Here is a 25,853-nt window from a genome sequence, read left to right on the forward strand (position 1 = left end):
AAAAAAATGACACACAAAAGTTATACTGCTGTTATCAATTATTTAGAGAATCATAAAATATATGTTGACCGGGATGAATTTGAGCTCCAGTTGGAGGGGCATCCGGATTTTCCAAGTCTTTTAGCATTTTCTGATGCGTTACACTTTTTCAATATTGAAAATTACAGCTACAGAATAGATAATGATGAGAAAGATATTTTACCGGAAGATTTTCTGGCTTTAGTGGAGGGAGAGCTGGCTGCTGTGAAAAATAAGAATAATCAACTTATCATGAACGGTTCTCCGACAAATGATTTTTTTTCAAAATGGGAAAATATAATACTTGTTATTGAAAAAGAAGAAGAACTTGCTGTTACAAAATCAAGACTTAATTATTCCTACATCAATTGGGGAATCCTTATCATATTGTTTTTATTTCTATTAGGATACAATTCTTCCAATATAATTTTACAATCAACTTTCGCACTTACTTCTTTAATAGGATTTGTATTTGCTTACGAAGCTTATAAAAAGACGCATGGGAAGGGAACATTTATTCCGGTGGGAGTGTGCAAAAGCAATTATTTGAATACGGATTGCGATTTGGTTTTTAATTCTAAAAAATGGAAAATTTTTAACAAAATAGATTTATCTGAGATTTCACTTTTGTTTTTTACCAGTCAGATAGTTTGCTTCATTTTATCTTCTCTCGCAAGAAACATTGAATTCTTTTTTACGGTCTATCAATATGCTTTATTTACATTTATTCCCATGGCTTGTTTATCTTTATACTATCAGGTATTTGTGGTCAAAAAATACTGTCCGGTGTGTATGATCATTATAACCTGTGTGTGTATCCAATTACTCACAGCTAATCTTATACCTTTTGATGCCAAGAAAATAAATCCGGGTTCTGTATTCTTATTTTTAATTGGAATTTTTGGTTCTTTAGCTGTTTTGCTGAACTTAAGAACGAAAAATGGGATTGCACAGAAAAATGAAAATAGCATCAAGAGAAATCTGAAATTCAGGAGAAACTATTTGTTTTTTAAAAACAATCTATCCATTCAAAAGAAACTAATGGATACCGATTTTTCAGGTGCTTTTGTATTTGGGAATGAACATGCCGATCAAAGTTTAACCTTTATCACCAATCCTTTCTGTAAACATTGTAAAGAATTTTATCCTGTTTTTCTAAAGCTGGTTAAGATGTATTCTGATGAACTGAGAATTAATATTTTCTTCGATATAGACCTTAACAGAGGTGACGAGGACAACAAAACAGTTCATGTCAACCTTACCAATATTTATCTCAATAGTAGAAATAAGGCAGAATTTTTAGAGGCTTTGAGCAATTGGTATGAAGTTCAAGCGTATAGTGAAAACAAAAATGGATGGTATACAAAATATTCTAAATACTTCGGAAGTTCAGAAGCTGCTCTTAATCTATTAAGAAGGCATGAAAATTGGGTGACGGCTAATAGCATTCACTTTACACCTGATATTTTCCTCAATGATACGGAATATCCCATTCAGTATGAAAGAGCGGATCTGGAGTATTTTATCCCCGAATTTTTATCAGAAAATTAAAACCGATTATGAAAAATTTATTATTTATATTGCTGGGAACTGTGATGTTTTTTTCTCAGAACAACAGGTTCATCTATGAGGTGAAATACAAGAAAGATTCAACCTCAAAAGAGATCATCAGGGAAAATTACTATCTGGATATCACAAAAGAAGATATTGCCTACTATAACAGACTGAATTATATTAATGATTCAATATTTAATGTTACTGGAAAATATTCGCCTGGTAGGTTGACTTCTTTTCTTATCAAAAAGAACAATAATAATGTCTATCAAAGCTATGAATATATCGGAGATGTGAATTTTTATAAAATGTCTGAGGAAGCCAAGCAACAATGGACTATTACAGACAGTACAAAAGTTTCTGATAATTTCCGGCTTCAGAAAGCTACTGCTCAATTCGGAGGAAGAAACTGGATTGCATGGTTTACTAAAGATATCCCAATGCCCTACGGACCTTATAAGTTTAACGGATTGCCAGGATTGATTATGGAATTGTATGACACTCAAAAGAATTACTATTTTAATGTGATTAAAAGTGAAAAGATTCCGGATGATTATAAACGTAATTCATTAAATAATTATATACCCAGAGCAATTCCCATTACCAGGAAAGATTTAAATACACTAATGTTGGACCTCTATTCCAATCCTTTTAAATATGTGTTGAATGGAAATCTGACTATGCGCGAAGGGCAGAAATTATTGTTGGATGACGGAACTGTTCTTTCTAAAGAGCAGCTGAAGCCTGCTGAAGGTAATGAGAGAAAAAAAATAAAAGCTTTTAATAATCCTATAGAATTGGATAAAGCCGTAAAATACCCTTGATGAATATAAAAATCCCTTTCAAATTTTGAAAGGGATCTATAGTGAGTTTAATTTGTAAGATATGTTTTCTTATAAATTGTTTAAGATAAAATCAGTCATTTTCTGATAAAGCTGCGGTCTTGTCTGACCTCCATAAATTCCGTGATTCTTATCCGGATAGGCCATAAAATCAAACTGTTTTTTATTTTGAATTAAAGCTTCGGAAAACTCCATAGAATTCTGGAAATGTACGTTATCATCGGCTGTCCCGTGGATTAACAGGAATTTGCCTTTTAATAAATTAGCATATTCTGTAGGTGAGTTTTTATCATATCCGTCAGCATTCTCCTGAGGGGTTTTCATAAATCTTTCGGTGTATACAGAGTCATAATATCTCCAGTTGGTTACCGGTGCAACGGCAATTCCCATTTTGAAAACATCTGCTCCTTTAGTCATTGCCAAACTGGTCATATAGCCACCGAAGCTCCATCCGAACATTCCGATCCTGCCCTTATCGATATAAGATTGGGTACCGAACCATTTGGCAGCAGTAATCTGATCCTCAATCTCATATTTACCCAGGTTCATATACGTTACTTTCTTATATTTTGCCCCTTTATAGCCCGTTCCACGTCCATCTACACAAGCAACAATATATCCTTTCTGTACCAAATGATTGAACCACATGGCATTTCCATTATCCCAGGAATTGGAAACCTGCTGCGATCCCGGACCTGAATATTGGAACATGAATAACGGGTATTTCTTGCTTGGATCGAAATTTTTAGGCTTCATGATCCATGCATTCATCTGATCGCCCACTGCATTGGGAATGGTAATGAATTCTTTTTCAGTAAAATTATCAGCTTTTAATTTTTGTAACTGATCGTTATTGTTCTGAAGTTCTTTTACAGCCTTACCATTTCCGTCTTTTAAAACATACGTGTAAGGTTTTGAAGCTGTAGAAGAGGTCTCAATAAAATAATTGTAACTTTTACTGAAGTTGGCAGAATTGTTTCCTTCAGCATTAGAAATAAGCTGAGATTTTCCGTTTTCAATATTTACTTTAGAAATTACCTTGTTGATACTTCCTTTTTCAGTAGTCTGAACGTAGATTTCTTTAGATTTTGGATTGAAGCCATAATAATCCGTTACTTCCCAGTTTCCTTTAGTGATCTGTTTTTTAAGCTTGCCATCTTTGTCATACCAGTATAAATGACGGTTTCCGTCTCTTTCTGAAGCCCAAAGGAAGGAATTGTCTTCTAGAAATTCTAAAGTAGGGCTATCCGTATCAATCCACTTGTCATCCGTTTCAGTGAATAATTTCTGAACCGCTCCTGTTTTAGTATTTACTTTTAAAATATCGGAAGCGTTTTGAATTCTTTCGGAAGTAATCAAAACAATTTCATCTGCTTTTGCCGTTTGAAAAACGTTAGGGATATAATAATTTTTAAAAGAGGCTAAATTCAATGGCATTGTTTTTCCATTATCCAAACGGTATAATTGTGCAGAAACTACAGAGTTTTTTTCGCCGGCCTTAGGATATTTGTAACGCATTTCAGCCGGATAAAGATTCTTCCCATAGATAGGAATATAAATTTCCGGAACCTGGCTCTCATCAGATTTTACAAATACAATAGCATCAGAATTTTTTGTCCATTCATACTGTCTTGCATGTCCGAATTCTTCCTCATATACCCAGTCTGCCAATCCGTTAATGATGGTGTTTTTCTTACCATCGTTCGTTATTTGTGTGATCTTTCCAGAAGCCAGATCCTGATAGAATAAATTATTATCAGAGATGAAAGCTATTTTCGTAGCATCGGGTGAAAATCTAGGCTCCTGAACAGTCTTGCCGTCATTTAGGCTGATTACCTTTCCTGATTTTAAATCTTTTACGTCAAATTTTCCAAGGAAAGAGTGTCTGTAAATAGGTTGGCTTTCCACTTGTAAAAGAATTTTAGACTCGTCATCAGAAAATTCATAGCTTTCAAATTTTCCCTCTACAAGGTTTCCTTCTTTCTGAGAAGTCTTGTAAGAATATTTTGCGATTCCTGCCGGTTCTATAACCAGATAGTTTTCGCCGTTTTTCATAGATGTAATCCCGGCAATACCTTTACCACGGTAATATCCTGAATATATTTTATCTAAAGTAATTTCCTGTGCCGATACAGTTTGGAATGCCGCAGCAATCGTAAGCGTTAAAAATAGTTTCTTCATTTCTAGCATTAATGGATTTCAAAGATAATAATTTTATTAAAATGTGTAAAAAAAGCTTTTCAAATAAGACTTTTGGCAGAAAAATTGAATATCATTAAGTATAATCAAATCAAATAATAATTATGGAAACGAATGCATACAACCAGAAACTGAACCGTTATGTATTGAATGACAGAATTGTTTATACAGGTTTTTCCAGCTTTAAAGATGCTGAAGAATGTGCCAATAAAAAAGGAGGAACATTGGTGGAAGTGAGTTTTAAAGATGGAAATGATAACCCTCAGATTACAGATGAAGCCGGTTTGATAGAAAAAAAACTTCACTACTATGTGTATGCAGGCGATGAATACAAATTTATCCATTCATCAGATCCCGGATTTAGAAAATATGCTGATGAATTGCAGAAAATAAAAGCGAAAATGCGTCAGGATGCTCCTGATGAAAGATATTTAGCGAATTTTGAAATTGAAAATGCTGAGGATCCGATTATTGTATTAAAAAATGACCACTTTGAATCGGTCACTTCACGAGAACGTTCAAAATATTTGAAACATGCCTGTGTTTATGAACTAGGGGTATCCCTGTTAAAATCTTAAAAAAATCTATTATGAGCAAGACAAAATATTCAGAAAAAGCTCAGGACAAAGTAGGAAAAGTAATGCACGAATTCAAGGAAGGGAAATTGAAATCTTCTTCCGGAAAAAAGGTGACAAGCAGAAAACAAGCCGTAGCAATCGGTATTTCTGAAGCAAGAGAAAAAGGCTTAAAAGTGCCTTCAAAAAAGAAAAGCAAATAATAGTTAATGAAAAGTCCGCGAAGAATTTCTCCACGGACTTTTATATTTTAATAGTTGGAACACTCTGGCAAGTATTATTAATCCTGGCTATTATAAAGTATTTTATAGTATTCGTCTGCCATCCTATCGCTGTTGAATTGTTCCTTTACATCATCCATTGCATTGTGCTGAATTTTTCTCCATTGATCAGGATGGTCATAATAGGTGGGAAGGATTTCGTTCTCAAGGATTTCATATAATTTGTTTAAATCATAATTATCCTGCTCATAGATGCTCATATTCAGATAATCTGCTTTAGGAACCACAAAGGAATTTTCTCCATGTTTTGCAAATTCAGGAATCCATCCGTCATCAGTGGATAAATTGACCGAACCATTCATGGCGGCAGTCATTCCGGAAGTTCCCGATGCTTCCCTTGGAACCCTTGGGTTATTTAGCCAAAGATCTGAACCTTGCTTTAAAGATTTGCTTAAAGAAAGCTCATAGCCTGTAAGTACGGCTATATTTTTATGATTCTTACTTTCCTCAACGAGCGTGTTGAAGATGGAAATAGCAGAATAGTCCATGGGATAAGGCTTACCGGCCCAAATGATCTGTACAGGATATTTAGAATTGTTCAGAAGTCTGTAAAATCTGTCTTTGTCATGCAAAAGAAGTTCTGCTCTTTTGTAACCAGCAAACCTCCTGGCCCAGACAATGGTGAAAATATTGGGGTCAAATAAATTTCCTGTTTGATCTGCAACAGTGCTGAAAAGTTTTTTCTTTAAATGCTTTTTTCTATAGTCGAAAACAGTTGCATCATTTTCATCTTTAGCATTATAAAGAAGCTTATCTGCCCAATATTTAAATTCCTGAGCATTGGTAATAGACGTGATCTCACAAATTCCCGGATATTTACTCCACATTGTTCTGGAAACTGTTCCGTGAAGCTGAGAAACCCCATTGGCTTTTCTGGCCATTTTTAAAGCACAAAGAGAATGGTTAAACCGCTCATCATCCGTTCCTTCTATACTTTTTATTTCTTCCATACTGTAGCCCGAGAAATAAGACATATTATAGCACAATTTGAGGTTATGCTTTTCATTTCCGGCTTCTTCCGGAGTATGAGTTGTAAAGACTAATTTTTCTCTTACTTTATTGAGGTCTCCATTATATTTTTTTAATAAATAGAACGCAGCCGGAAGTCCATGGGCCTCATTCAGATGATATACCTCTCTTTCGATATTCATCTCTTCCAGTAATTTAGCACCACCTTGCCCTAATAAAATATACTGAGCAAGCTTTGTAGATTCATTGGCGTCATACAATTTGTGACAGATTGTTTTGGAAACATGATCATTTTCCGGAACATCTGTTGAAAGAAAAAACATGGGAGCTGTATTGAAAGTCTCAGGATCAAGGTACCATACCTTTACCCAAACCGGGGAACTGTGGATTTCAATCTGAAATTTTATCCCTGTATCCACCAGAAAGCTATACATTTTTCTTGTCCATACCGGTTGTAGCGTTTGGTCATGATTTCTTGCCTGATCATAATAACCAAATTTCCAAAGAATACCGATTCCAATAAGATCCTGCTTCAGGTTATAAGCACTTCTCATATGGGAACCTGCTAAAAATCCAAGACCTCCGGAATATATTTTCAATACCTGCTCAAGGGCAAATTCCATTGAGAAATAGGCGGTTTTTTTTGAATATTGGGGATTAACGTTGTAAGGTATTTTGAAATTCCTGAAATCCATAAATGCTGATTTGTGTTAGAAGAGGCAAAGGTATTGATTATGAAAATAAACTTTACATTAATTATTTGATAAATTAAATTGGAAAGTAATTATGGGATTGTTTTTTTACTTACCTTTAAGAGTGTAAAATTTTGATTATCAAAAACTTTTAGTGGTGAAAACCGATGACTGCATGTGTTCTTTAATTCAATAAAAAAATCACACATGAAAAAGACATTTTCTGAAGAAGATCTGATAAAGAATCTAAGTTTATATTACCTGAACAGGCATTTGAAAAAAAAGCCCATAGAAAAGTACCACCGTACAATAGATGAATCTCAGCTGCATGACCGTGAAAAATACAGAAAGAAGTCCGAAATATTACTTCTCAACTCTTTTATGCATCACTTTCCCGAGGTCAAATTTGAGGATTTCACTTGTGAAAGCCCTGATTTTATTGCCAAATTAAATGATAAAAAAATTGGAATAGAGCTGACTGAAGTGATCAATCATCTGGAAATGAAAAAGATGGAAAGTACCCTGAATAAGATATTCCGTCAGGCAGAAATATTATTGGAACAAGAGGACACTACGAAATATCGTGGTGTTTATTTTTTAGAATTTCACACTAACGTAAGATTTGATAATCTGGAACAACAGGAAGAAAATATTATCAGTATTTATAAAAGTATTAAAAGAAATAAAGCTGTTGGCTGTGTGAAAAGCGTGCGGAAATCTTTCCACCGCAGGAATGTCTTTATCACCCACGAATATAATATGAATCTTTTCGATGAACTCTGTTCGGAAAAAATCCTGGAGCTTATTGAAAAGAAAAATGAGAAATTCCCATATTATGATACTTCTGTAGATGAATGCTGGCTGGTAATAGTTTCTGATATGAATTCTATAGCCTCACGATATACTTTTATTCAGGATAAAGAACATTTAAATGAGGTGAAAAGTCCTTTTCATAAAATATTCCATCTTGAAAATCTTTGTGGAAACATCACAAGCATAAAATAATTCATTTAATGAATTCTATAATAAATTATTGTTTTTATTTATAATATTTCAAAATTATTGGAATTTTATTATTTGTAATTAAATTATAGGTATATTTGGTATGGGTTGATATCAGCCTGATTTAAACTGATTTAACCATAAAAACATATATCTATGAGGAAACTTTTACTTTTCATTCTTTTTTGTATATCTCAAACTTTTTATTCCCAGGCAGATTGTGCAACAGCATTAGCTGTCTGTGGAAACTCAGATATTACCTACAGCCCTTCAGGATATGGCAATATTAAAGAATTGGTAAACTCAGGAAGCTGCATAGATGCAGTCGGTGAACATAATTCGATTTGGTACAAAATTACCATTGCCACAGGAGGAACACTTACCTTCGACCTGGTTCCTAATAATCCGGATGCTGATTATGACTGGGCTATTTTTGGGCCTAATGTTACCTGCGGAAGTCTGGGATCCCCCATACGTTGTAATGCAGCAACAGTGATTGGAGTAGGTCCTTCTACAGGGTTAAATATGACAAGTACGCTCCTAAGTGCTATTGGTGGTTCTTCCACTCCTTACTGTAAATATATGGATGTTTTACCCGGGCAAACGTATTATTTGTTTATTGACAACTGGGTGAGCAGCACCAGCAGCACAACAGCACCGTTTTCTTTGACATGGGGTGGTACAGCTACCTTGGCATCGCCATTTACAGACCCGAATATTCAGACGTATCCATTTATCCCTCCAGGTATTGCTCCTGTAAACCCGGCTGACCCAAGAGAAGTTATTATATGTGGAAGTACTGAATTGTTTGACTTTTCTACTTTATCCGCAGGAATTCTTAATGGAAATCAGAGCTTTAGCGTGAGCTATCATACCAGTCAGAACGAAGCGTTAACGGGAGCCAATCCTATTACCGCTCCCAGAACGGTGAACACCACTACTGTTTTTTATTATAGTATCAGTTATACAGATCCTACAAATCCGGATAACCCACTTAATAAATGTAAACAGATCGGAAAATTTAAATTCAAAGACGGTTCTATCAAGGTAAAAAATGCTACTTTGACAGCTTGTAACAATAATAACGCAGGTACGGCATTGTTTGATCTTACATCGGCAGATATTATTGGAAGTACTACTGTAGTTAAGAAATACTACCATTCCATGGCTGACCTCGATGCGGGAATGAATGAGATTACCACACCAATGGCATTTATATCTGCTGAAGCTACAATCTATGTAAAAGTAATTTCTGAGTTCGGATGTACTGCTGTTGCGCAGATTACTTTAAAATTCTATCCGGCAATCATTGTCAATGATGCTGTAATAAGATCATGTTTTATTGAAACGAATCCTTCTACGGCATTATTTAACCTTACCGGAGCGAGCGTAACTGCACAGCCGGGAGCAGGGAAAAAATACTACCCATCCCTTACGGATGCCATCAATCAAACCAATGAAATTTCTAATGCTTCCAATTATATTGCTCCAAGCGGATATGTGTATGTAAGGGTTTACAATACACAAGGCTGTTATAATATTGCTAAGATTACTCTGACAGTTATCCCGCCGGTATATTCGGATATCCTTAAAGATAAAATCATTTGTGCAGAAGATACCACTACTTTAGATGCAGGCCCTGGATTTAAAAGTTATGAATGGAGTACAGGAGCTACTACTCAAAGTATAAGCAATGTAGGAATTGGAACCTATTGGGTGAAGCTTAAGACCGGAGACTGTACTGCGATACAGAACGTAAAAGTATTGCCGTCTGATCAGCCTGTGGTTTCAGGAATTGATATTGCGAATAATACAGTTACTGTATCTGTAATGGGAGGAAATCCTCCATATAAATATTCTATGGATAATATAAACTGGCAGGATTCCAATGTTTTCAAAAATATTTCAAGAGGTGATCATACAGTATTTGTAAAAGATGCTTACAATTGTGACCCTATTGAAATTGACATTGTAGTTCCGAATTTAGTAAATGTAATTACTCCCAATCAGGATGGCGTCAATGATGGTATTGATTACTCTGCATTAGCCGGTAAACAGAACTTTGTCATGGATATTTTCGACAGATATGGAAATAGAATTTTCCGAGCAGACAAAACCAACGGTTACAAATGGGATGGTACAGAAGGAGGGAAAAAAGTTTCGACAGGAACATATTGGTATTCTATAACCTGGAATGAAAGTGATAAGAAAAATACACCTGTCAAATTTTCCGGATGGGTACTGGTAAAAAACAGAGAATAAGAGACATAAATCAGTAAATACTATAGATAGACAAAACCACTTCGTTTGAGATGGTTCTTTTCTTGAAAAATCTTATTTTAGAAATTAAAATTAAAAGTATGAAGCAGCTCTTTATTAAGCGTTTTGAATATTACAAATCTCTTGGTGATAAAACATTCGGACAACTGTCTGATGAACAGGTTTTCTGGCAGTATAATGAAGAAAGTAATTCTATTGCGGTCATTGTAAAACATATTGCAGGAAATATGCTTTCGAGATGGACCAATTTTTTGACTGAAGACGGCGAAAAATCATGGCGTCACCGTGATGAGGAATTTAACAACACTTTTAAAACAAAAGAAGAAGTTACCGGATATTGGGAAAAAGGATGGAAGTGTCTTTTTGATGCCTTGAACCAGATCAGTGATGATAATATATATTCTACAATTTACATTAGGGGAGAAGCCCATTCCGTTATTGATGCTGTCTTCAGGCAGCTGGCTCATTATCCCTATCACATAGGACAAATTGTATACCTGGCAAAAATGATGAAAAATGATGAGTGGAAGACGCTTTCTATTGCAAGGAATAAGTCACAGGAGTTTAACACAGAGATGAAAAATAAAATTTCCGGAGAAGAATCTGGACTTAATTCATCTCCCGTATGTTTTCAAAACAGCCCTGAAGTAAGGGACGAATACAAGCAATAGATTGAATCAATCTTGGCTTCTTAGTAAAAATTACTATCTTTGCACCCATAAAATTCAGGAGTAACAAATGTCTACTTTTCACAGAACTGCCGCGTTTCACACACTTGGCTGCAAATTAAACTTTGCAGAAACATCTACTATTGCCCGTCAATTAACAGATGCAGGTTATAATAAGGTAAGCTTTGATGATAAGGCTAATGTGTATGTCATCAATACATGTTCAGTAACAGAAAATGCAGACCGTGAATGTAAACTTCACGTAAAAAGAGCAATGAAGGCTAACCCGGAAGGGCTGGTTGTTATTGTAGGTTGCTATGCACAGCTGAAACCTGAAGAGATTTCACAGATTGACGGTGTAGATCTGGTATTGGGAGCGAAAGAAAAATTCAATATCTTAAGTTACCTTGACGATCTGGAGAAAACGGAAAACGAAGGAATCGTTCACTCATGTGAAATTGAAGAAACCGACTTTTTTATTGGAAGTTATTCAATTGGTGACAGAACCAGAGCTTTCCTTAAAGTTCAGGACGGATGCGACTATAAATGTACTTACTGTACCATTCCGCTGGCAAGAGGGATTTCCCGTTCTGATACCATTGGAAATGTCCTTAAAAATGCTACAGAAATTGCAGCCAAAGATATTAAAGAAATTGTTCTTACAGGAGTAAATATTGGAGATTACGGAAAAGGCGAGTTTGGAAACAAAAAACATGAACATACTTTCTTAGATCTTATTTCTGAACTTGACAAAGTGGAAGGAATAGAAAGAATCCGTATTTCATCTATTGAGCCTAATCTTTTAAAAGATGAAAGTATAGAACTGGTTTCCAAAAGTAAAAGCTTTGTTCCGCATTTCCATATTCCACTGCAGTCCGGAAGTGATGATTTATTGAAAAAAATGAAACGCCGTTATCTTACCAAGCTCTATAATGACAGGGTAAATAAGATTCGCGAAGTAATGCCTGATGCTGCTATTGGAGTAGATGTTATCGTCGGATTCCCTGGCGAAACTGAGGAACGGTTTATGGAAACGTATAATTTCCTGAATGAACTTCCTATTACTTATCTTCATGTATTTACTTATTCTGAAAGAGAAAATACAGAAGCTGCTGATATGGACGGAGTAGTTCCTATAGCTGAAAGAAAAAAACGTAATAAAATGCTTAGAATTCTTTCTGAAAAGAAGAAAATGGCATTTTATCAGACTCAACTGGGTAAAACGCTTCCCGTACTTTGGGAGCATGAAAATAAAGAAGGAAAAATGTTTGGCTTCACAGAAAACTACGTGAGAGTCCAGAAAGACTTTGATCCTGCCTTTGTCAATCAAATAGAATTTCTAAATTTAGAAAAAATCCTGTCAGATGGCACGGTTTCTGTGCAATCTTCCTACCAAAATTTTTTAGCAAAAGCATAGGCTCTTTGCAAAAATTCTACTAAATTTATTTTTAACTTTAAATACTACATTCATGAGAGATAAGTTTTTATCTTGGGGAATTGTATTAGTAACTGCTACGTGGATTGTAGCATTACTGATCAGAGCGCACTATTGGATACCCATCCTGCTGTCCGCCATCTATGCATTAGGTGTTTACAATGCGTACCAGTCTAAACATGCTATTCTGAGGAACTTTCCTGTATTAGGGTACTTCAGGTACTTTTTTGAAAGTATTTCGCCGGAAATGCAGCAGTACTTCATCGAAAGAGAGACAGATGGGAAGCCGTTTCCAAGGAATCAGCGTTCTGCAGTATACAGGCGTGCCAAAAATTTAAGTGACACTGTTGCTTTTGGTACCCAGCTGGAAGTTAATCATAGAAAATATGAAGGAATTAAACATTCTATTTATGCAAAGTCACCATCTGAAGAACTTCCAAGAGTTTGGGTAGGTGGCGAACAATGTACACAGCCCTACCATGCTTCTTTATTTAATATTTCAGCAATGAGTTTTGGTGCATTAAGTGACAGGGCTCAGATTTCTTTAAATAGAGGTGCTAAAAAAGGTAATTTTTACCACAATACAGGAGAAGGAGGAATATCGCCCCATCATATGGAAGGAGGAGATTTATGCTGGCAGATTGGGACCGGTTATTTTGGATGCCGTGATGAAGAAGGAAAATTTAACCCTGAATTATTCACAAAGTACTCGAACCTGCCGAATGTAAAAATGATTGAGATCAAATTGTCTCAAGGTGCCAAACCAGGACATGGAGGAGTGCTTCCGGGAGTGAAAAATACTCCGGAAATTGCAGCAATCCGTCACGTTACCCCGGGGATGACTGTTATTTCACCTCCATCACACTCTTCTTTTCATGATGCAGCAGGATTGCTGTGGTTTGTACAGCACCTGAGAGAGCTTTCCGGAGGTAAGCCCGTCGGGTTTAAGCTTTGTATAGGAGATACTAAAGAGTTTGAAGATATCTGCGTACAAATGAATGTGCTGAAAATTTATCCTGACTTTATCACGATAGATGGAGCAGAAGGGGGAACAGGAGCTGCTCCGCCGGAATTTTCAGATGGAGTGGGAATGCCTTTGGAACCTGCACTGATCTTTGTAAACAGAACACTGAACAGCTATAACGTAAGAAATAAATTAAGAGTAATTGCCAGCGGTAAAGTGCTTACCAGCCTGGACATTTTAAGGGCTGTTGCTATGGGAGCAGATATGTGTAACAACGCAAGAGGTTTTATGTTCTCTTTAGGATGTATTCAGGCTTTACGTTGTAATTCCAATAACTGTCCTACCGGGGTTGCTACTCAGGATAAAATGCTGATTAAAGGACTGGATGTTACTGATAAAAGCGAAAGGGTATATCACTTCCACAAAAATACGCTTCATACCTGTAATGAACTGATTGCTGCTGCCGGAAGAAGTTCTTATGAAGAAGTAGATGCTACCATGTTTATGAGAGGAGATGAGTTTGATCATCTTGCTGACTTATACTTCCCGGATATTCTGGGTAATGTAAAGCAAAAAGCAAGGTCTTAAATGTAAAACAGAGTATAAAATAAAATCCCCACAATGGTTTTCATTGTGGGGATTTATTATTTTTTATTGAGCTTAATCAGCGGCTCTTGGTGTATTTTTATAGACCTGGAAGTTGAAGACAAAAGTTCTGTTTCTGAAAGAATATCCACTGTAATTGTAATGAGGATCTCTTGCAAAAGCCGCTCTGGACGGTACTATAATAACCCCTTGAAGATTATAGCTTTCTCCATCTGCTTTATCAAAAGCTTTATATTTCTGTAAAGCCTCATTAAAGCCTTCAATCATATAATAACTTTTTTGCTTCGCTATGTCTGTAGTAGCATTTTTGATTAATTTATTGTAATTTTTAATATAGTAGAATTTTGGATCTACTACTGGAATTCCGGTTTCACTGATGGTGTTGTAATTAGTCAAAGGTGTTTTTGCTCCATATACAACACTTCCGTTGTTATCGGTGGCTACAAAAGTCAGCGCGTTCATCATGATACGTAAACTGTCTCCTTTAGTAATTGCTACTCCATTAGTGGGCTGAGCATCAGGTCTTGTAATGAAAACAGTACCTGATGGTAAAGTTTCGTTAGGAAGAGCTGATAATTTCTTTTCATTATCATCACTGGCGTCTGTTGTACTGAAAGTTCTTACATTTCCCTGTGCATCGAGGTAATTTTCATCCATAAACTTTTTAATCGCCTGATCGTCATAGCTGTTTTGGACGTTAATGTCTTCAGGTTCATTAATGGTATCTACTGCATCATTTTTTTTACACGCCGTAAAACATAAAGATCCTGCAAGGATATATAAAAATATTTTTTTCATTTCAAAAAAGTTTAATTACTTTACAAATAATATAACGGCAAAAGTATAAAAAATTATGAGAATAGATAAATTTTTATGGTGCATTCGTTTTTATAAGACGAGAAGTATTGCAACAGAGGAAATTAAAAAGAACAGGGTTTCGATGGGAACGTCCGCCGTAAAGTCGTCAAAAGAGGTAAAAGAGGGAGATGTTATTAAAATTCGGAAAAATCAGATTGATTATAAAATAAAGGTAGTTCAGATTCCTAAAAGCAGGATAGGAGCAAAGCTTGTCTCACTTCACATACAGGATGTGACAGATAAGGAACAGTATGAATTGCTGAAACTTCGTAAAATGTCCCAGGATTATTACAGAAATAAAGGAGAAGGAAGGCCTACTAAAAAAGACAGAAGGGAAATGGATGAATATGTAGGAAATGATATTGATGGAGACTTTACAGATTGGGACGATTTCTTTGGAGAAACAAACAATGAAACCGAAAAAGAAGATTAAAATAAAAAGCTCTAGAGATAGAGCTTTTCTATTATTTCCTTAACGATATCCTCAGGTTCTCTGGAATCTGTGCTTAAACTGTACTGTGCCTTGCTGTAAAATTGATTTCTTTCAAATAGGTGCTTGGCAATGAATTCGGGGAGATCTTCATCTGTAATAGTAGCAATTATTGGTCTTTTTTCTTTCTGTTTTGAAAGTCTTTCTACCAATGTTCCTACCGATGTTCTTAAAAATATGCTCTTTGAGTTATGATTAATGATCTCCATATTATTATAATACACAGGAGTCCCTCCACCAAGACTTAAAACCACGTTTTCTTCAGAAGCCAGAATCTCTTCCAATGCCTCTCTTTCCAGCTTTCTAAAATAGATTTCCCCCCTTTTTTCGAATATTTCAGGAATGGTTAATTTATTTCTCCTGACGATCTCTTTATCGAGGTCAATTAATTTAAAATCTATTTTTTCGCTTAATATTTTGGAAATGTGAGATTTGCCACTTCCCATGTATCCAATCAGTGAAATTATCATGAATTTTTTTTGAACAAATTTGCGAAAAAGTTTTGAGATAAAGAAAAAAGTCATATCTTTGCACCACTTAAAACAAGGGACATTACTTAAATGAAACTTGATGTGTAAGTGACCGACTCGGTAGCTCAGCTGGTAGAGCAATACACTTTTAATGTATGGGTCCTGGGTTCGAATCCCAGCCGGGTCACTAGCAATAAAAATTACTTATTTTTTTGTAATTTTATTGCCTGCGTGGTGAAATTGGTAGACACGCCATCTTGAGGGGGTGGTTTCCTAAGGATGTGCTGGTTCGAGTCCAGTCGCAGGCACTGCAAAGAAAATTTATAATTAATAATGAAGTAATTCATTTTAATTGTGGCCGACTCGGTAGCTCAGCTGGTAGAGCAATACACTTTTAATGTATGGGTCCTGGGTTCGAATCCCAGCCGGGTCACAAGTTTACTGAAAAGTAAATTTTTTTCATATTAATATTTTGTGATTTGGTGTTTCAAAGGTCTCCTCAAGAGACCTTTGATTTTTTGTGTTAATAATCATAAGAAGTAATAAATCAAAAAAACGGATCAGGTGCAAAAGTTGAGAGCTAGATTTAACCAATTTGCTTAGTCCACAACTTTTGAGACTGATCAAAAAACTCTGACGTTACCATCAGAGTTTGTGTTTTATAAAAATTATATAGGTGTTATATAGTTTTTTAATCTAAATGTATATTGTCAATTAATCTTACCCCATCTACCACCACTACAATAAAGGCTCTGAAATTTCTGTCTTTATAGAAGAAATCAGTTTCTTTTAATGTATTTTCATCAGCAATCAGGAAATATTCCAGGTGCATTCCTTGCTGGTTGTCAAAAATATCCTTTACCCTTTCCTTAATTTCTGTAATCGTTACCGTTCGGAACCAGTCGTTTACTTTATTCAGGGTTTCGTAAATGATTTTTGAAGCTTCTTTTCGGTCTTCATGAAGTCTTTGGTTTCTTGAGCTTAGTGCAAGTCCGTTTTCTGCTCTATAGATGGGAACTCCTGTTATTTTAACCGGAAGATGTGTTTTTTCAACCATTTTCTTAATAATGGCTAATTGCTGGAAATCTTTTTCTCCAAAATAAGCGCTGTCAGGCTTTACCTGTATGAAAAGTTCTTCTACTACGGTTCCTACCCCGTCAAAATGTCCCGGTCGTGATTTTCCTTCCATTTCATTCTCAAGTCCATCAAAATCATAATGCTTGCTTTCTGCTTTTTCAGGATAGATATCTGCTACTTCGGGAATATACACAGCATCTACAAGCCCAGAGTTTTCAAGGATTAAAATATCTCTGTTAATGTCCCTAGGATACTTTTCAAGGTCTTCAGGATTGTTAAATTGAGTCGGATTTACAAAAATTGATGAAATAACAAGATCATTCTCCTTTTTTGCTTCTTCATATAGAGAAAGATGCCCCTTATGAAGGGCTCCCATAGTAGGGGCAAAGCCTATTCTTTTTCCCATTTCTTTCTGTCTTTCAATGAAATCCTGAAGGACTTTCCTATTTCTTATAACTTCCATAGTTTATTTTAATACTATTTCAAAAATACTAAAAATATCACATAATAAAGTGTGTTTTTAATAATTTGGAAAAGGGAATTTTCGTAAAAAAATGTTAATTAAAATAATGTTGGATGTTTTTTTGTAATTTTGCACATTAAAGCATTTTTACAAAAAATTAGATAGAAAGTTTATGCCGAATCAAAAAATACTGTACATTACTACAGAGATGTATCCATATCAGGAAGATACCAATATGGCTGCAGTGGTAAACAAAATGGCACTTAAGATGCACAATGAAGGCAATGATGTAAGAGTTTTTATGCCAAGATTTGGACAAATAAGTGAGAGGAAATTCCAGCTTCATGAGGTAATCCGTCTTTCAGGAATGAATATTATTATCAATGACCTGGACCAGCCCTTAATTATTAAAGTAGCGTCTCTTCCGGGGGAAAGACTTCAGGTTTACTTTATTGATAATGAAGAATACTTCAAAAGAAAGCAATACTATTTTGACGACGAAGAAAATCCTTTCGAGGATAACGACGAAAGAGCTATTTTCTTTGCAAGAGGAGTTATTGAAACCATCAAAAAGCTGAACTGGGTACCGGATGTTATTCACCTGAACGGATGGATGTCTTCTTTTGTCCCTATTTACCTTAAAACGTATTACGAATCCGATACTTATTTCAAAGACGCTAAAATTGTTCTTTCCCTGTATAACGAGAAAGACGCTGCCTTGGATAAAAAGATTGATGAAAAATTGAAGTTTGATAATATTTCAGGATTAAAAGCGTTAGATAATCCAACAATTAAAAGCTTTGTTATCGAAAGTATGAACTACGTGGATGCAGTTGTAAAGGGAGATGAGTTTCTGGATGAAGACCTTGATCAGGCTTTCAATGAAACAGCTACCCAAAAGTCAGAATATCTTGACGTAGATTCTATAAACCAACTTTATTAAAAACACATTTTTAATGACTCATAATCTTAAAAAGACTTTCGCCATGCTTTTACTGGCGATTTTCGGAAGTGCAATTCTTTATAACTGTGAACCGGATGCAGATGCCCTTGGAGAACAACTGTTTATAAAAGATGCAGCAGATGGAAATGAAACATTATATGATCTTATTGCATATAATATTAATAATCATGATTCCATCAGAAGTGATGCTTCCAAACTTATCAGTGAGCAGAATGCTGCAGGAGGATTCACAACCGTTGGTGTTCTGGGTGCCTTTACCGAAGGTCAGTTCGGAGGCCAGAAAGCATCTTATATTACACAATTGAGAATGCCTACCGATAACTTCGATTTTACCGGACCTAACGCAAAAGTAGACTCTGTTGTCCTGGTTATAAAAACACCAAACTATATCACAGATTCAGTAAAAGCACCAGGTGCTTATGACAGAAGTGATTTCCCGGTAGGGAACGAAACAGTACCTGTTTCTATAGATAAAAAGACATACCCGGTTTTTAAATATGGTAAAATAGGAGGTCAGTATAACTCTATGACCATAAATGTACATGAAGTGACAACTTTCCTGGATGCTAACGCTAAACCTTTCACCCGTTCAAATGTAGATGTGAGTACGGGCGGATTATTAGGTTCAGCAGTATTTGACGGAAGAGTAAGCACGGTAGCAGTGACTAAAAAATCTGATAATACCGCGTTATTCAATTCTACTAATGACTTTAGAATGAAATTGGACAAAGACTTCTTCCAAACCAGAATTGTAGATAAAAAAGGAATGCCTGAATTGCAAAATACAGCTAACTTTATCAGATACTTAAGAGGAATTAAAATTTCAGTAAGTGAAACGGATAGATACCTTTTCCAGTTTTCACCTAATGATATGGAGCTTATTATGTACTATAAATATGATAAAACAGATAATGGTACAACGACAAGACCACAAACTACGCTTAAATTTAATTTAGGAGGAGGTAATGTTCACATAGGTCAGTATACTTATAACAGAACAGGATCTCAGGTTGAATCTGCATTAGCAGCAAGCAATGAAACCACTGGTGATCCGAAGCTTTATGCTCAGGGAATGGGAGGTCCTTCTATAGGAGTGAAAATTCCGGAAGAGGAGATTAATAAGCTTAAAAGTTTATATGTAAAAGATAAAGCAGGAATTATAAGTGCAAAGATCAGAGTTTATGTAGATCCATTGACATGGTCTAATAAGCATTCAAAATTTGGAGACAGCAGATTTACACTTCTTCCTGTAAATAAAGACAAAGGAAAAGACGGAGAATTCGTTTCGCCAGGCTTTACTGCAGATTTAACAGCAGGATTCCCTCTTTATCTGATCAATGAAAAACCATTATATTATGATTTTGTGGTAACAAAGACTATTAAAGGTATTGTTGAAGGACCTTCAGATGGTATTAAAATTACTACGGATAATGAGTATCAGTTTAAAAATAATCTATTAATTATCAATCAGGGTGCATTTGCAAGAGTTGTAAGTTCAGGAGCCTATTTTGGACCAACATTTACAACAAGAGCATTTGATATGAACAGAACGATATTGACCGGAAGTGACAAAAGTGCGAATAGAATTCAGCTGAGAGTTACATACGGTACAAAAAAATAAACAACAAACATAACACTAGACAAAATAAAATATGTGCGGAATAGTAGGATATACAGGTTTTCAAGATGCTTACGAAATAGTAATCAATGGTCTTAGAAGATTAGAATACAGAGGATATGACAGTGCAGGAATTGTTTTAGAAAATACAGAAAAGAAATTTTCAGTAGAAAAAACAAAAGGTAAGGTTGATGATTTGGTGAATATTTCAGCAGAATTGAAAGGAACAGCCAAAATTGGGATGGGACACACACGTTGGGCAACTCACGGGGTTCCAAGTGACAGAAACTCACACCCGCATTTGTCAAATAATGGAAAAATAGCTATTGTGCATAATGGGATCATTGAGAATTATGATACTATTAAAAAAATGCTTACTGAGAAAGGGTATACTTTCCAATCAGAAACTGATACAGAAGTATTGGTGAATCTTATTCAGTATTTCATGGAACTGAATCCTGAGATTGATTTCCCGACAGCGGTGAGATATGCATTGAATGAAGTATATGGAGCTTATGCAATTACTGTACTTCATGAAGATTATCCTGGAGTATTGGTAGTGGGAAGATTAGGTTCACCTTTAGCAATAGGAATCGGAGAAAATGAATACTTTATTGCTTCAGATGCTTCTCCTTTTGTAGAATTTACAAAAGAAGCAATTTATCTGGAAGAAGGACATATGGCTATCATTTCTCTTGAGAACGGAGTGGATATTAGAACAATCAATGAAAACTCTAAAATCGAGCCGGAAATCCAACAGCTTAAACTGAGCCTGGAGCAGATTGAAAAAGGAGGTTACGAGCATTTTATGCTTAAAGAAATCTTTGAACAGCCAAAGTCTATCCATGATACCATGAGAGGGAGGCTTCTTGTAGATGAGGGAGTTATTAAAATGGCAGGGATCTGGGATCATGTAGAAAGATTTAAAAATGCCAACAGGATTATTATTATTGCTTGTGGTACATCTTGGCATGCAGGTCTTATCGGAGAATATCTTATCGAAGAATACGCAAGAATTCCTGTTGAAGTAGAATATGCTTCAGAATTCAGATATAGAAACCCTATTATTACTGATAAAGACGTGGTTATTGCAATTTCTCAATCCGGAGAAACAGCAGATACAATGGCTGCTCTAAAACTGGCAAAAGAAAAAGGTGCATTTATATACGGGATATGTAATGTAGTAGATTCGTCTATTGCAAGAATTACAGATGCAGGTTCATACACCCATGCAGGTCCTGAGATTGGAGTGGCTTCTACAAAAGCATTTACAGCTCAGCTTACCATTCTTACCCTTATTGCATTTAAATTAGGTAAACATAACGGAAACTTGGGGAATGCTGAATTTATGAGCTTAATTGCTGAATTGGACGCTATTCCTAAGAGAATTGAAGAAGTTTTAAGTGCTACCCATGAGCAGGTTCAGGAAATTGCAAAAGATTTTGTAGAAACTACCAATTTCCTTTACTTAGGAAGAGGGTACAACTATCCTGCGGCCTTAGAAGGAGCCTTAAAATTAAAAGAAATTTCTTATATCCATGCAGAAGGATACCCGGCAGCAGAAATGAAGCATGGCCCTATTGCTTTGATTGATGAAAACATGCCAATTGTTATTATAGCACCTAAAAAAGGGCATTATGATAAAATTGTAAGTAATGTTCAGGAAATTAAAGCTAGAAAAGGGAAAATTATCGCTGTAGTCAACAAAGGAGACCGTCAGGTAAGTGAAATGTCAGATTATGTGATTGAAATTCCTGAAACTTCAGAATGTTTTTCACCAATCGTTGCATCAGTGCCTCTGCAGTTGCTTGCTTATTATATTGCAGTTTATAGAGGCGCAAACGTTGATCAGCCAAGAAACTTAGCAAAATCTGTTACTGTTGAATAAAAAGTTGTTGTAAATAAAATAAATTTAGATTTCTTCCGTTATTTCAAAAAAAATCTTAAAAGTTTCTTAAAAAAATTATATATTTACGGCTTAATTATAAAAATTAACATGAAAAGGATATTTCTTTTATTATTGTCTGCATCGGTAGCATCGGTATCTTGTTCAGGTGGTGGCAGCTCTTCTGTAGGGAAGCCTGGAACAAAAGGAGAATTGATACCAAGAGAAAAAACGAAATCATTTGTTGCGGAAAGACCATACGGAATGGTCGCAATTCCTGCAGGTTCATTTGTTGCTGGTCTCGCAGATCAGGATCCAACACATACACCTGAAAAAACAGCATTGAAAACCGTTACTGTTTCTTCTTTCTTCATGGATGAAGCAGAAACTACCAACTCAGAATACAGGGTATTTATCAATTATGTAAGAGATTCTATTGCGAGAACTTTACTTGCTGAAGCTGCCGGAGAAGGTGGTGATGAAGGCGGAGGTAAAGGAGCAAGCATAGGAGATTATGCATACCTTGCTAAAAAAGAAGAGAATTTAACGCCTTATCAGGAATATATGGAAGGCCAGGGAGGCCGTGAAGATGGAACCTATGATGCCAGCAAAAGATTAGATTGGAAAATTCCATTACATTGGAGTACTTCAAAATATCCGGATGTAGAGTATGCAGAGGTTTTAGAGGCATTATACTTGCCTGCATCTTCCAGAATTGGAAACGAAAGAATTTTAGATGTTAGTAAGCTTAAATATACTTACCGTTGGGGAGATATGGATGCTGCACTTGCTGATAACGAAAGAGGAGTTAATTACCTTAAAAGCGAAAGTATCGCGATTTATCCGGATACTACAGTTTGGGTAAAAGATTTCCACTTTGCTTACAATGAACCATTATTTGAACAATATTTCTGGCACAAAGCTTACAAAAACTACCCTGTAGTAGGAGTAACCTGGGATCAGGCAAGAGCTTATTGTAACTTCAGATCTAAATTGAAAACAGATTACAACGAAAGTTTAAAAAGAAAAAAACAAAGACCATTGCAGTTCCGTCTTCCAACAGAAATTGAATGGGAATATGCTGCAAGAGGCGGTATGCAAAATGCCACTTACCCTTGGGGAGGTCCATATTTGATGGATGACAGAGGTTGCTACTTAGCAAACTTTAAACCTAAGAGAGGTAACTACATGGAAGACGAGAAAAAAGGTACTTATACATATACAGCTCCAGTTAAGAAATTTAAGAAAAATGGATTTGGGTTATTTGATATGGCTGGAAACGTTTCTGAATGGACAGAATCTGCATATAACAATTCTTCATATGGATTCTCTTCTACATTAAATCCTTCTACAAAAGATAAAAAGGATACTAAGAAATCTGTAAGAGGTGGATCTTGGAAAGATATAGGATATGCATTGATGACAGGGGCAAGAGATTGGGAAAGAAAAGATTCTGCTAGAAGCTATATCGGATTCAGAACTGTTCAGGATATTCCTGAAGCAGCTGTGAAACCAAGAAGAGTTAACAGATAACGAGACAATTATTTTTCAAAACAATTTTATTTAACATAAAAAAACTAACTCAATATGTTTAAGACTAAAGATGCTTGGATGAATTTCTTTTATTCATTCGGTGCTGCAATTGTAATTCTTGGAGCTTGGCTTAAAATTACTCACATTACCTTGGGACCCATTAATGGTAATATCGCTCTTACAGTAGGGCTTATTACAGAGGCAATTATCTTTATCATTTTTGCATTCGACCCTCCAAAATCTGAAGAGTCTTATGCATGGGAAAATGTTTATCCTGAACTATTAGATAAGCATGCTAACCCAAACCCTTTACATTCTAATGTTTCTTCTAGAAATAACAATGCTGCAGCTCAATTTGCCGAATTGGAAAATTCTCTTTCTAAGAAATTGGATAAGATGCTTGAGGATGCTAAATTGGATGTTCAGTTATTTGACAGATTAAGAACAGGAATTGATAAATTTTCAAATTCTGTAGATCAAATCAACCAAACTGTAGATGTATCAGCTTCTACTCATAAATATAATGATCAGTTGAATAAAGCTGCTCAGCATATGGAAAGTATGAATGCTTTATATGCTATGCAACTTGAGAATGGTAAAAAACAATCTGAGTACGCAAACAAATATGTTGCTGATATGCAGAAATCTGCAGAGCAATCTGAAAAATTCAACCAAGAGCTACAAGGTTTAACCTCTAATCTGAATAATTTAAACAGAGTTTATGGTGGTATGCTAACTGCTATGAAGTCTTAATTCCTAACCATTTCTAAATTTAACTACTTAATCAAAAAACAAAGAAAAGAGAATGGCACAAGGAAAACAGACCCCTCGTCAGAAGATGATCAACCTGATGTATCTGGTGTTCATCGCGATGATGGCCCTAAACATTGATGCAGAAATCATCAGATCATATTACGACTCTACCAGAGCATTAAATGAAACCAGAACTTTAACAGAAAGAAAGAACGAGAAAATCTTTGAAAAGACGCTTGAAGCTAAAGCACAGCAGGTTCCCGATACTTATGCACAGCCTTGGGCACAGTATAAGGTATTGAAAACCAAGATTGATGCGTTGGTGAAATCTTCTCAGGATATCAAAGATCTTCTGAAAAGACAATCTGAGTTTCATGACAAAGATAAGGATGGAAAAGATGTTGATGTAAGTGAGAACTTTGCGGCACTTAACAATAATGAAGCAACTACAGAATATTTCTTTAAAGAAGGAGATGAAAATGCGCCTTCTAAGAATGCATTAGACCTAAAAGCTAAAATTGATGATGTAAGAAATTACATTAACGTTACTTTTGGGAACAATGCTCAGCTTAAAGATTTAGTAGAAAGAGCTAACAAATCTCTTATTGCAGAATATCCTAAAGGAAAATCTCCAAATGATAAGACTTGGTTTCAGAATAAATTCTATCACCAGCCTTTAATTGCAGCTATTTCCAATTTAGAGATTATCCAAAATGATGCCAGAAATGTTCAGTCTGATGCACTGGCATTATTGCTTCAGGAGAAAGTAGATGCAAGCATTAAGTTTACAAGTTATGAAGCTATTGTTGCAGGTCCGGTGGATATCCAGGCTGGTAAGCAGGCTGAAGTAAAAGTAATGTTGGGTAACTATTCTAACAGTAACAAAATCAGTATCTCCGGTGTAAGTAAATTGGAGAATGGAAAAGGTATTATTCCTATCTCTGGTTCTGGTATCGGTGAACATAAATTAGGAGGAATGATTACATTAACAGATGCTACAGGCAAAGCGCAAAACTTCCCTTGGACGCATACTTATAATGTAATTGCAGGACCTAGAGAAGTAAAACTTGAAAAAGGACTATTACTTTCTGCTGACAAAATGAATGTAATGTATAGAGGACTTGAGAACCCTGTTTCAGGATCAATCTTAGGTGCAGACAATGCTAAGCTTTCATTATCAGCTCCGGGAGCAGCTGTGAAAAGTACAGGTCCTGGAAAGTGGAATGTAAAACCTGGTGCAGGTACTACAGTGAAGTTAACATTATCAGGACTTGATCCTTATGGTAAATCAGTATCTCAGGTATTTGAATATAGAATCAAGAATGTACCGCCACCACAAGGTCAGATGAGAGGACAGAATATATTATCTATGCCGGCAAGTTCTATCCCGAATCAAACGGTACAGGCAACTATTCCTGACTTTGACTTCCCAGTATCGTTCACTGTTACTCAGTTTATGGTAAGAGTACCTGGAAAAGCAGCATTGCTGATCCATGGAAATTCTTTAGGCGAAGCAGCTGGACTGGTGAGAAACTTAAGATCAGGAGATGTATTTTCAATATTTGATATTAAAGCAACAGCTCAAGGTTTGGAAGGGCAACAGATTAAAAACATTACTCCTATATTAATTAATGTTCAATAGGACTAAAATTGTAAC

The 25,853-nt window shown here is 35.6% G+C and carries 21 protein-coding genes and 3 tRNA genes; 19 read left to right on the forward strand and 5 right to left on the reverse strand.

Annotation, left to right across the window (positions count from 1 at the left end; translation table 11 throughout):
* Positions 1 to 6: 6 nt before the first annotated feature.
* Both MP478_RS10680 and MP478_RS10685 read left to right on the forward strand, forming a co-directional pair.
* A complete protein-coding gene (locus MP478_RS10680) occupies positions 7 to 1,569 on the forward strand; it encodes a vitamin K epoxide reductase family protein (RefSeq protein ID WP_257200452.1) in 1,563 nt (520 codons plus the stop codon).
* 8 nt (positions 1,570 to 1,577) lie between these two features.
* Entirely contained in the window at positions 1,578 to 2,396 is an 819-nt protein-coding gene (locus MP478_RS10685) for a GLPGLI family protein (protein WP_257200453.1), read from the forward strand.
* Between the two features lie 69 nt (positions 2,397 to 2,465).
* Here MP478_RS10685 and MP478_RS10690 read toward each other — a convergent pair whose 3' ends face one another.
* The gene (locus tag MP478_RS10690) at positions 2,466 to 4,595 is read right to left on the reverse strand and encodes a S9 family peptidase (protein WP_257200454.1); all 2,130 of its coding nucleotides are present in this window, start codon (positions 4,593 to 4,595) and stop codon (positions 2,466 to 2,468) included.
* 122 nt (positions 4,596 to 4,717) lie between these two features.
* Between MP478_RS10690 and MP478_RS10695 the strand changes: the two genes are divergently transcribed.
* Positions 4,718 to 5,191, forward strand: coding sequence for a hypothetical protein (locus tag MP478_RS10695; RefSeq protein ID WP_230038673.1), 474 nt, complete (start codon positions 4,718 to 4,720; stop codon positions 5,189 to 5,191).
* Positions 5,192 to 5,202: 11 nt separating this feature from the next.
* The gene (locus MP478_RS10700; protein ID WP_002984739.1) at positions 5,203 to 5,391 is read left to right on the forward strand and encodes a DUF6496 domain-containing protein; all 189 of its coding nucleotides are present in this window, start codon (positions 5,203 to 5,205) and stop codon (positions 5,389 to 5,391) included.
* A 77-nt stretch (positions 5,392 to 5,468) separates the two neighbouring features.
* Here the strand turns inward: MP478_RS10700 and glgP are convergent, their stop codons facing one another.
* On the reverse strand, positions 5,469 to 7,133 hold the full coding sequence (gene glgP / locus MP478_RS10705) for an alpha-glucan family phosphorylase (protein WP_257200455.1): 1,665 nt from the start codon (positions 7,131 to 7,133) through the stop codon (positions 5,469 to 5,471).
* A gap of 204 nt (positions 7,134 to 7,337) precedes the next feature.
* On the opposite strand from glgP, the gene MP478_RS10710 reads away from it, so the two are divergent.
* From MP478_RS10710 to MP478_RS10730, 5 genes are all read left to right on the forward strand, one after another.
* On the forward strand, positions 7,338 to 8,135 hold the full coding sequence (locus MP478_RS10710; protein ID WP_257200456.1) for a hypothetical protein: 798 nt from the start codon (positions 7,338 to 7,340) through the stop codon (positions 8,133 to 8,135).
* Between the two features lie 153 nt (positions 8,136 to 8,288).
* A complete protein-coding gene (locus MP478_RS10715; protein WP_257200457.1) occupies positions 8,289 to 10,394 on the forward strand; it encodes a gliding motility-associated C-terminal domain-containing protein in 2,106 nt (701 codons plus the stop codon).
* A 98-nt stretch (positions 10,395 to 10,492) separates the two neighbouring features.
* On the forward strand, positions 10,493 to 11,083 hold the full coding sequence (locus MP478_RS10720) for a DUF1572 domain-containing protein (protein WP_230038681.1): 591 nt from the start codon (positions 10,493 to 10,495) through the stop codon (positions 11,081 to 11,083).
* Between the two features lie 67 nt (positions 11,084 to 11,150).
* Positions 11,151 to 12,497, forward strand: coding sequence for a tRNA (N(6)-L-threonylcarbamoyladenosine(37)-C(2))-methylthiotransferase MtaB (gene mtaB, locus MP478_RS10725; RefSeq protein ID WP_257200458.1), 1,347 nt, complete (start codon positions 11,151 to 11,153; stop codon positions 12,495 to 12,497).
* A gap of 52 nt (positions 12,498 to 12,549) precedes the next feature.
* Complete coding sequence (locus MP478_RS10730; protein WP_257200459.1) at positions 12,550 to 14,067, forward strand: FMN-binding glutamate synthase family protein; 1,518 nt, start codon at positions 12,550 to 12,552, stop codon at positions 14,065 to 14,067.
* Positions 14,068 to 14,139: 72 nt separating this feature from the next.
* Here MP478_RS10730 and MP478_RS10735 read toward each other — a convergent pair whose 3' ends face one another.
* The gene (locus MP478_RS10735; RefSeq protein ID WP_257191454.1) at positions 14,140 to 14,883 is read right to left on the reverse strand and encodes a hypothetical protein; all 744 of its coding nucleotides are present in this window, start codon (positions 14,881 to 14,883) and stop codon (positions 14,140 to 14,142) included.
* Between the two features lie 55 nt (positions 14,884 to 14,938).
* On the opposite strand from MP478_RS10735, the gene MP478_RS10740 reads away from it, so the two are divergent.
* Positions 14,939 to 15,376 carry an RNA-binding S4 domain-containing protein gene (locus MP478_RS10740; protein WP_257191455.1) on the forward strand — a complete coding sequence of 146 codons (438 nt, stop codon included), beginning with the start codon at positions 14,939 to 14,941 and terminating at the stop codon, positions 15,374 to 15,376.
* An 11-nt stretch (positions 15,377 to 15,387) separates the two neighbouring features.
* On the opposite strand, the gene MP478_RS10745 is transcribed toward MP478_RS10740, so the two are convergent.
* Positions 15,388 to 15,903 carry a shikimate kinase gene (locus tag MP478_RS10745; RefSeq protein WP_257191456.1) on the reverse strand — a complete coding sequence of 172 codons (516 nt, stop codon included), beginning with the start codon at positions 15,901 to 15,903 and terminating at the stop codon, positions 15,388 to 15,390.
* Between the two features lie 114 nt (positions 15,904 to 16,017).
* Here MP478_RS10745 and MP478_RS10750 point away from each other — a divergent pair.
* The 3 genes from MP478_RS10750 to MP478_RS10760 all read left to right on the forward strand — a co-directional run bounded on the left by MP478_RS10750 (position 16,018) and on the right by MP478_RS10760 (position 16,336).
* Positions 16,018 to 16,090, forward strand: a tRNA-Lys gene (locus tag MP478_RS10750).
* Between the two features lie 38 nt (positions 16,091 to 16,128).
* Positions 16,129 to 16,211, forward strand: a tRNA-Leu gene (locus MP478_RS10755).
* Between the two features lie 52 nt (positions 16,212 to 16,263).
* Positions 16,264 to 16,336, forward strand: a tRNA-Lys gene (locus MP478_RS10760).
* Between the two features lie 258 nt (positions 16,337 to 16,594).
* Here MP478_RS10760 and panC read toward each other — a convergent pair.
* A complete protein-coding gene (gene panC / locus MP478_RS10765; protein ID WP_257200460.1) occupies positions 16,595 to 17,443 on the reverse strand; it encodes a pantoate--beta-alanine ligase in 849 nt (282 codons plus the stop codon).
* Between the two features lie 172 nt (positions 17,444 to 17,615).
* Between panC and MP478_RS10770 the strand changes: the two genes are divergently transcribed.
* From MP478_RS10770 to MP478_RS10795, 6 genes are all read left to right on the forward strand, one after another.
* Entirely contained in the window at positions 17,616 to 18,386 is a 771-nt protein-coding gene (locus tag MP478_RS10770; RefSeq protein WP_257191458.1) for a glycogen/starch synthase, read from the forward strand.
* 13 nt (positions 18,387 to 18,399) lie between these two features.
* The gene (locus MP478_RS10775) at positions 18,400 to 20,028 is read left to right on the forward strand and encodes a DUF4270 domain-containing protein (protein ID WP_257200461.1); all 1,629 of its coding nucleotides are present in this window, start codon (positions 18,400 to 18,402) and stop codon (positions 20,026 to 20,028) included.
* Positions 20,029 to 20,059: 31 nt separating this feature from the next.
* On the forward strand, positions 20,060 to 21,913 hold the full coding sequence (gene glmS / locus MP478_RS10780) for a glutamine--fructose-6-phosphate transaminase (isomerizing) (protein ID WP_230038698.1): 1,854 nt from the start codon (positions 20,060 to 20,062) through the stop codon (positions 21,911 to 21,913).
* Positions 21,914 to 22,021: 108 nt separating this feature from the next.
* The gene (gldK, locus tag MP478_RS10785) at positions 22,022 to 23,443 is read left to right on the forward strand and encodes a gliding motility lipoprotein GldK (protein WP_230038700.1); all 1,422 of its coding nucleotides are present in this window, start codon (positions 22,022 to 22,024) and stop codon (positions 23,441 to 23,443) included.
* A 54-nt stretch (positions 23,444 to 23,497) separates the two neighbouring features.
* The gene (gene gldL / locus MP478_RS10790) at positions 23,498 to 24,196 is read left to right on the forward strand and encodes a gliding motility protein GldL (protein WP_257191459.1); all 699 of its coding nucleotides are present in this window, start codon (positions 23,498 to 23,500) and stop codon (positions 24,194 to 24,196) included.
* Between the two features lie 52 nt (positions 24,197 to 24,248).
* On the forward strand, positions 24,249 to 25,838 hold the full coding sequence (locus tag MP478_RS10795) for a GldM family protein (protein WP_230038704.1): 1,590 nt from the start codon (positions 24,249 to 24,251) through the stop codon (positions 25,836 to 25,838).
* Positions 25,839 to 25,853 lie beyond the last annotated feature (15 nt).

The organism is Chryseobacterium sp. WG14 (assembly GCF_024586945.1).
In the GTDB taxonomy this organism is placed as follows: domain Bacteria; phylum Bacteroidota; class Bacteroidia; order Flavobacteriales; family Weeksellaceae; genus Chryseobacterium.

Coding starts and splice junctions, on each gene's coding strand:
- MP478_RS10680 (WP_257200452.1), top strand. CDS start 7: ATGACACACAAAAGTTATACTGCTGTTATCAATTATTTAGAGAATCAT.
- MP478_RS10685 (WP_257200453.1), top strand. CDS start 1,578: ATGAAAAATTTATTATTTATATTGCTGGGAACTGTGATGTTTTTTTCT.
- MP478_RS10690 (WP_257200454.1), bottom strand. CDS start 4,595: ATGAAGAAACTATTTTTAACGCTTACGATTGCTGCGGCATTCCAAACT.
- MP478_RS10695 (WP_230038673.1), top strand. CDS start 4,718: ATGGAAACGAATGCATACAACCAGAAACTGAACCGTTATGTATTGAAT.
- MP478_RS10700 (WP_002984739.1), top strand. CDS start 5,203: ATGAGCAAGACAAAATATTCAGAAAAAGCTCAGGACAAAGTAGGAAAA.
- glgP (WP_257200455.1), bottom strand. CDS start 7,133: ATGGATTTCAGGAATTTCAAAATACCTTACAACGTTAATCCCCAATAT.
- MP478_RS10710 (WP_257200456.1), top strand. CDS start 7,338: ATGAAAAAGACATTTTCTGAAGAAGATCTGATAAAGAATCTAAGTTTA.
- MP478_RS10715 (WP_257200457.1), top strand. CDS start 8,289: ATGAGGAAACTTTTACTTTTCATTCTTTTTTGTATATCTCAAACTTTT.
- MP478_RS10720 (WP_230038681.1), top strand. CDS start 10,493: ATGAAGCAGCTCTTTATTAAGCGTTTTGAATATTACAAATCTCTTGGT.
- mtaB (WP_257200458.1), top strand. CDS start 11,151: ATGTCTACTTTTCACAGAACTGCCGCGTTTCACACACTTGGCTGCAAA.
- MP478_RS10730 (WP_257200459.1), top strand. CDS start 12,550: ATGAGAGATAAGTTTTTATCTTGGGGAATTGTATTAGTAACTGCTACG.
- MP478_RS10735 (WP_257191454.1), bottom strand. CDS start 14,883: ATGAAAAAAATATTTTTATATATCCTTGCAGGATCTTTATGTTTTACG.
- MP478_RS10740 (WP_257191455.1), top strand. CDS start 14,939: ATGAGAATAGATAAATTTTTATGGTGCATTCGTTTTTATAAGACGAGA.
- MP478_RS10745 (WP_257191456.1), bottom strand. CDS start 15,903: ATGATAATTTCACTGATTGGATACATGGGAAGTGGCAAATCTCACATT.
- panC (WP_257200460.1), bottom strand. CDS start 17,443: ATGGAAGTTATAAGAAATAGGAAAGTCCTTCAGGATTTCATTGAAAGA.
- MP478_RS10770 (WP_257191458.1), top strand. CDS start 17,616: ATGCCGAATCAAAAAATACTGTACATTACTACAGAGATGTATCCATAT.
- MP478_RS10775 (WP_257200461.1), top strand. CDS start 18,400: ATGACTCATAATCTTAAAAAGACTTTCGCCATGCTTTTACTGGCGATT.
- glmS (WP_230038698.1), top strand. CDS start 20,060: ATGTGCGGAATAGTAGGATATACAGGTTTTCAAGATGCTTACGAAATA.
- gldK (WP_230038700.1), top strand. CDS start 22,022: ATGAAAAGGATATTTCTTTTATTATTGTCTGCATCGGTAGCATCGGTA.
- gldL (WP_257191459.1), top strand. CDS start 23,498: ATGTTTAAGACTAAAGATGCTTGGATGAATTTCTTTTATTCATTCGGT.
- MP478_RS10795 (WP_230038704.1), top strand. CDS start 24,249: ATGGCACAAGGAAAACAGACCCCTCGTCAGAAGATGATCAACCTGATG.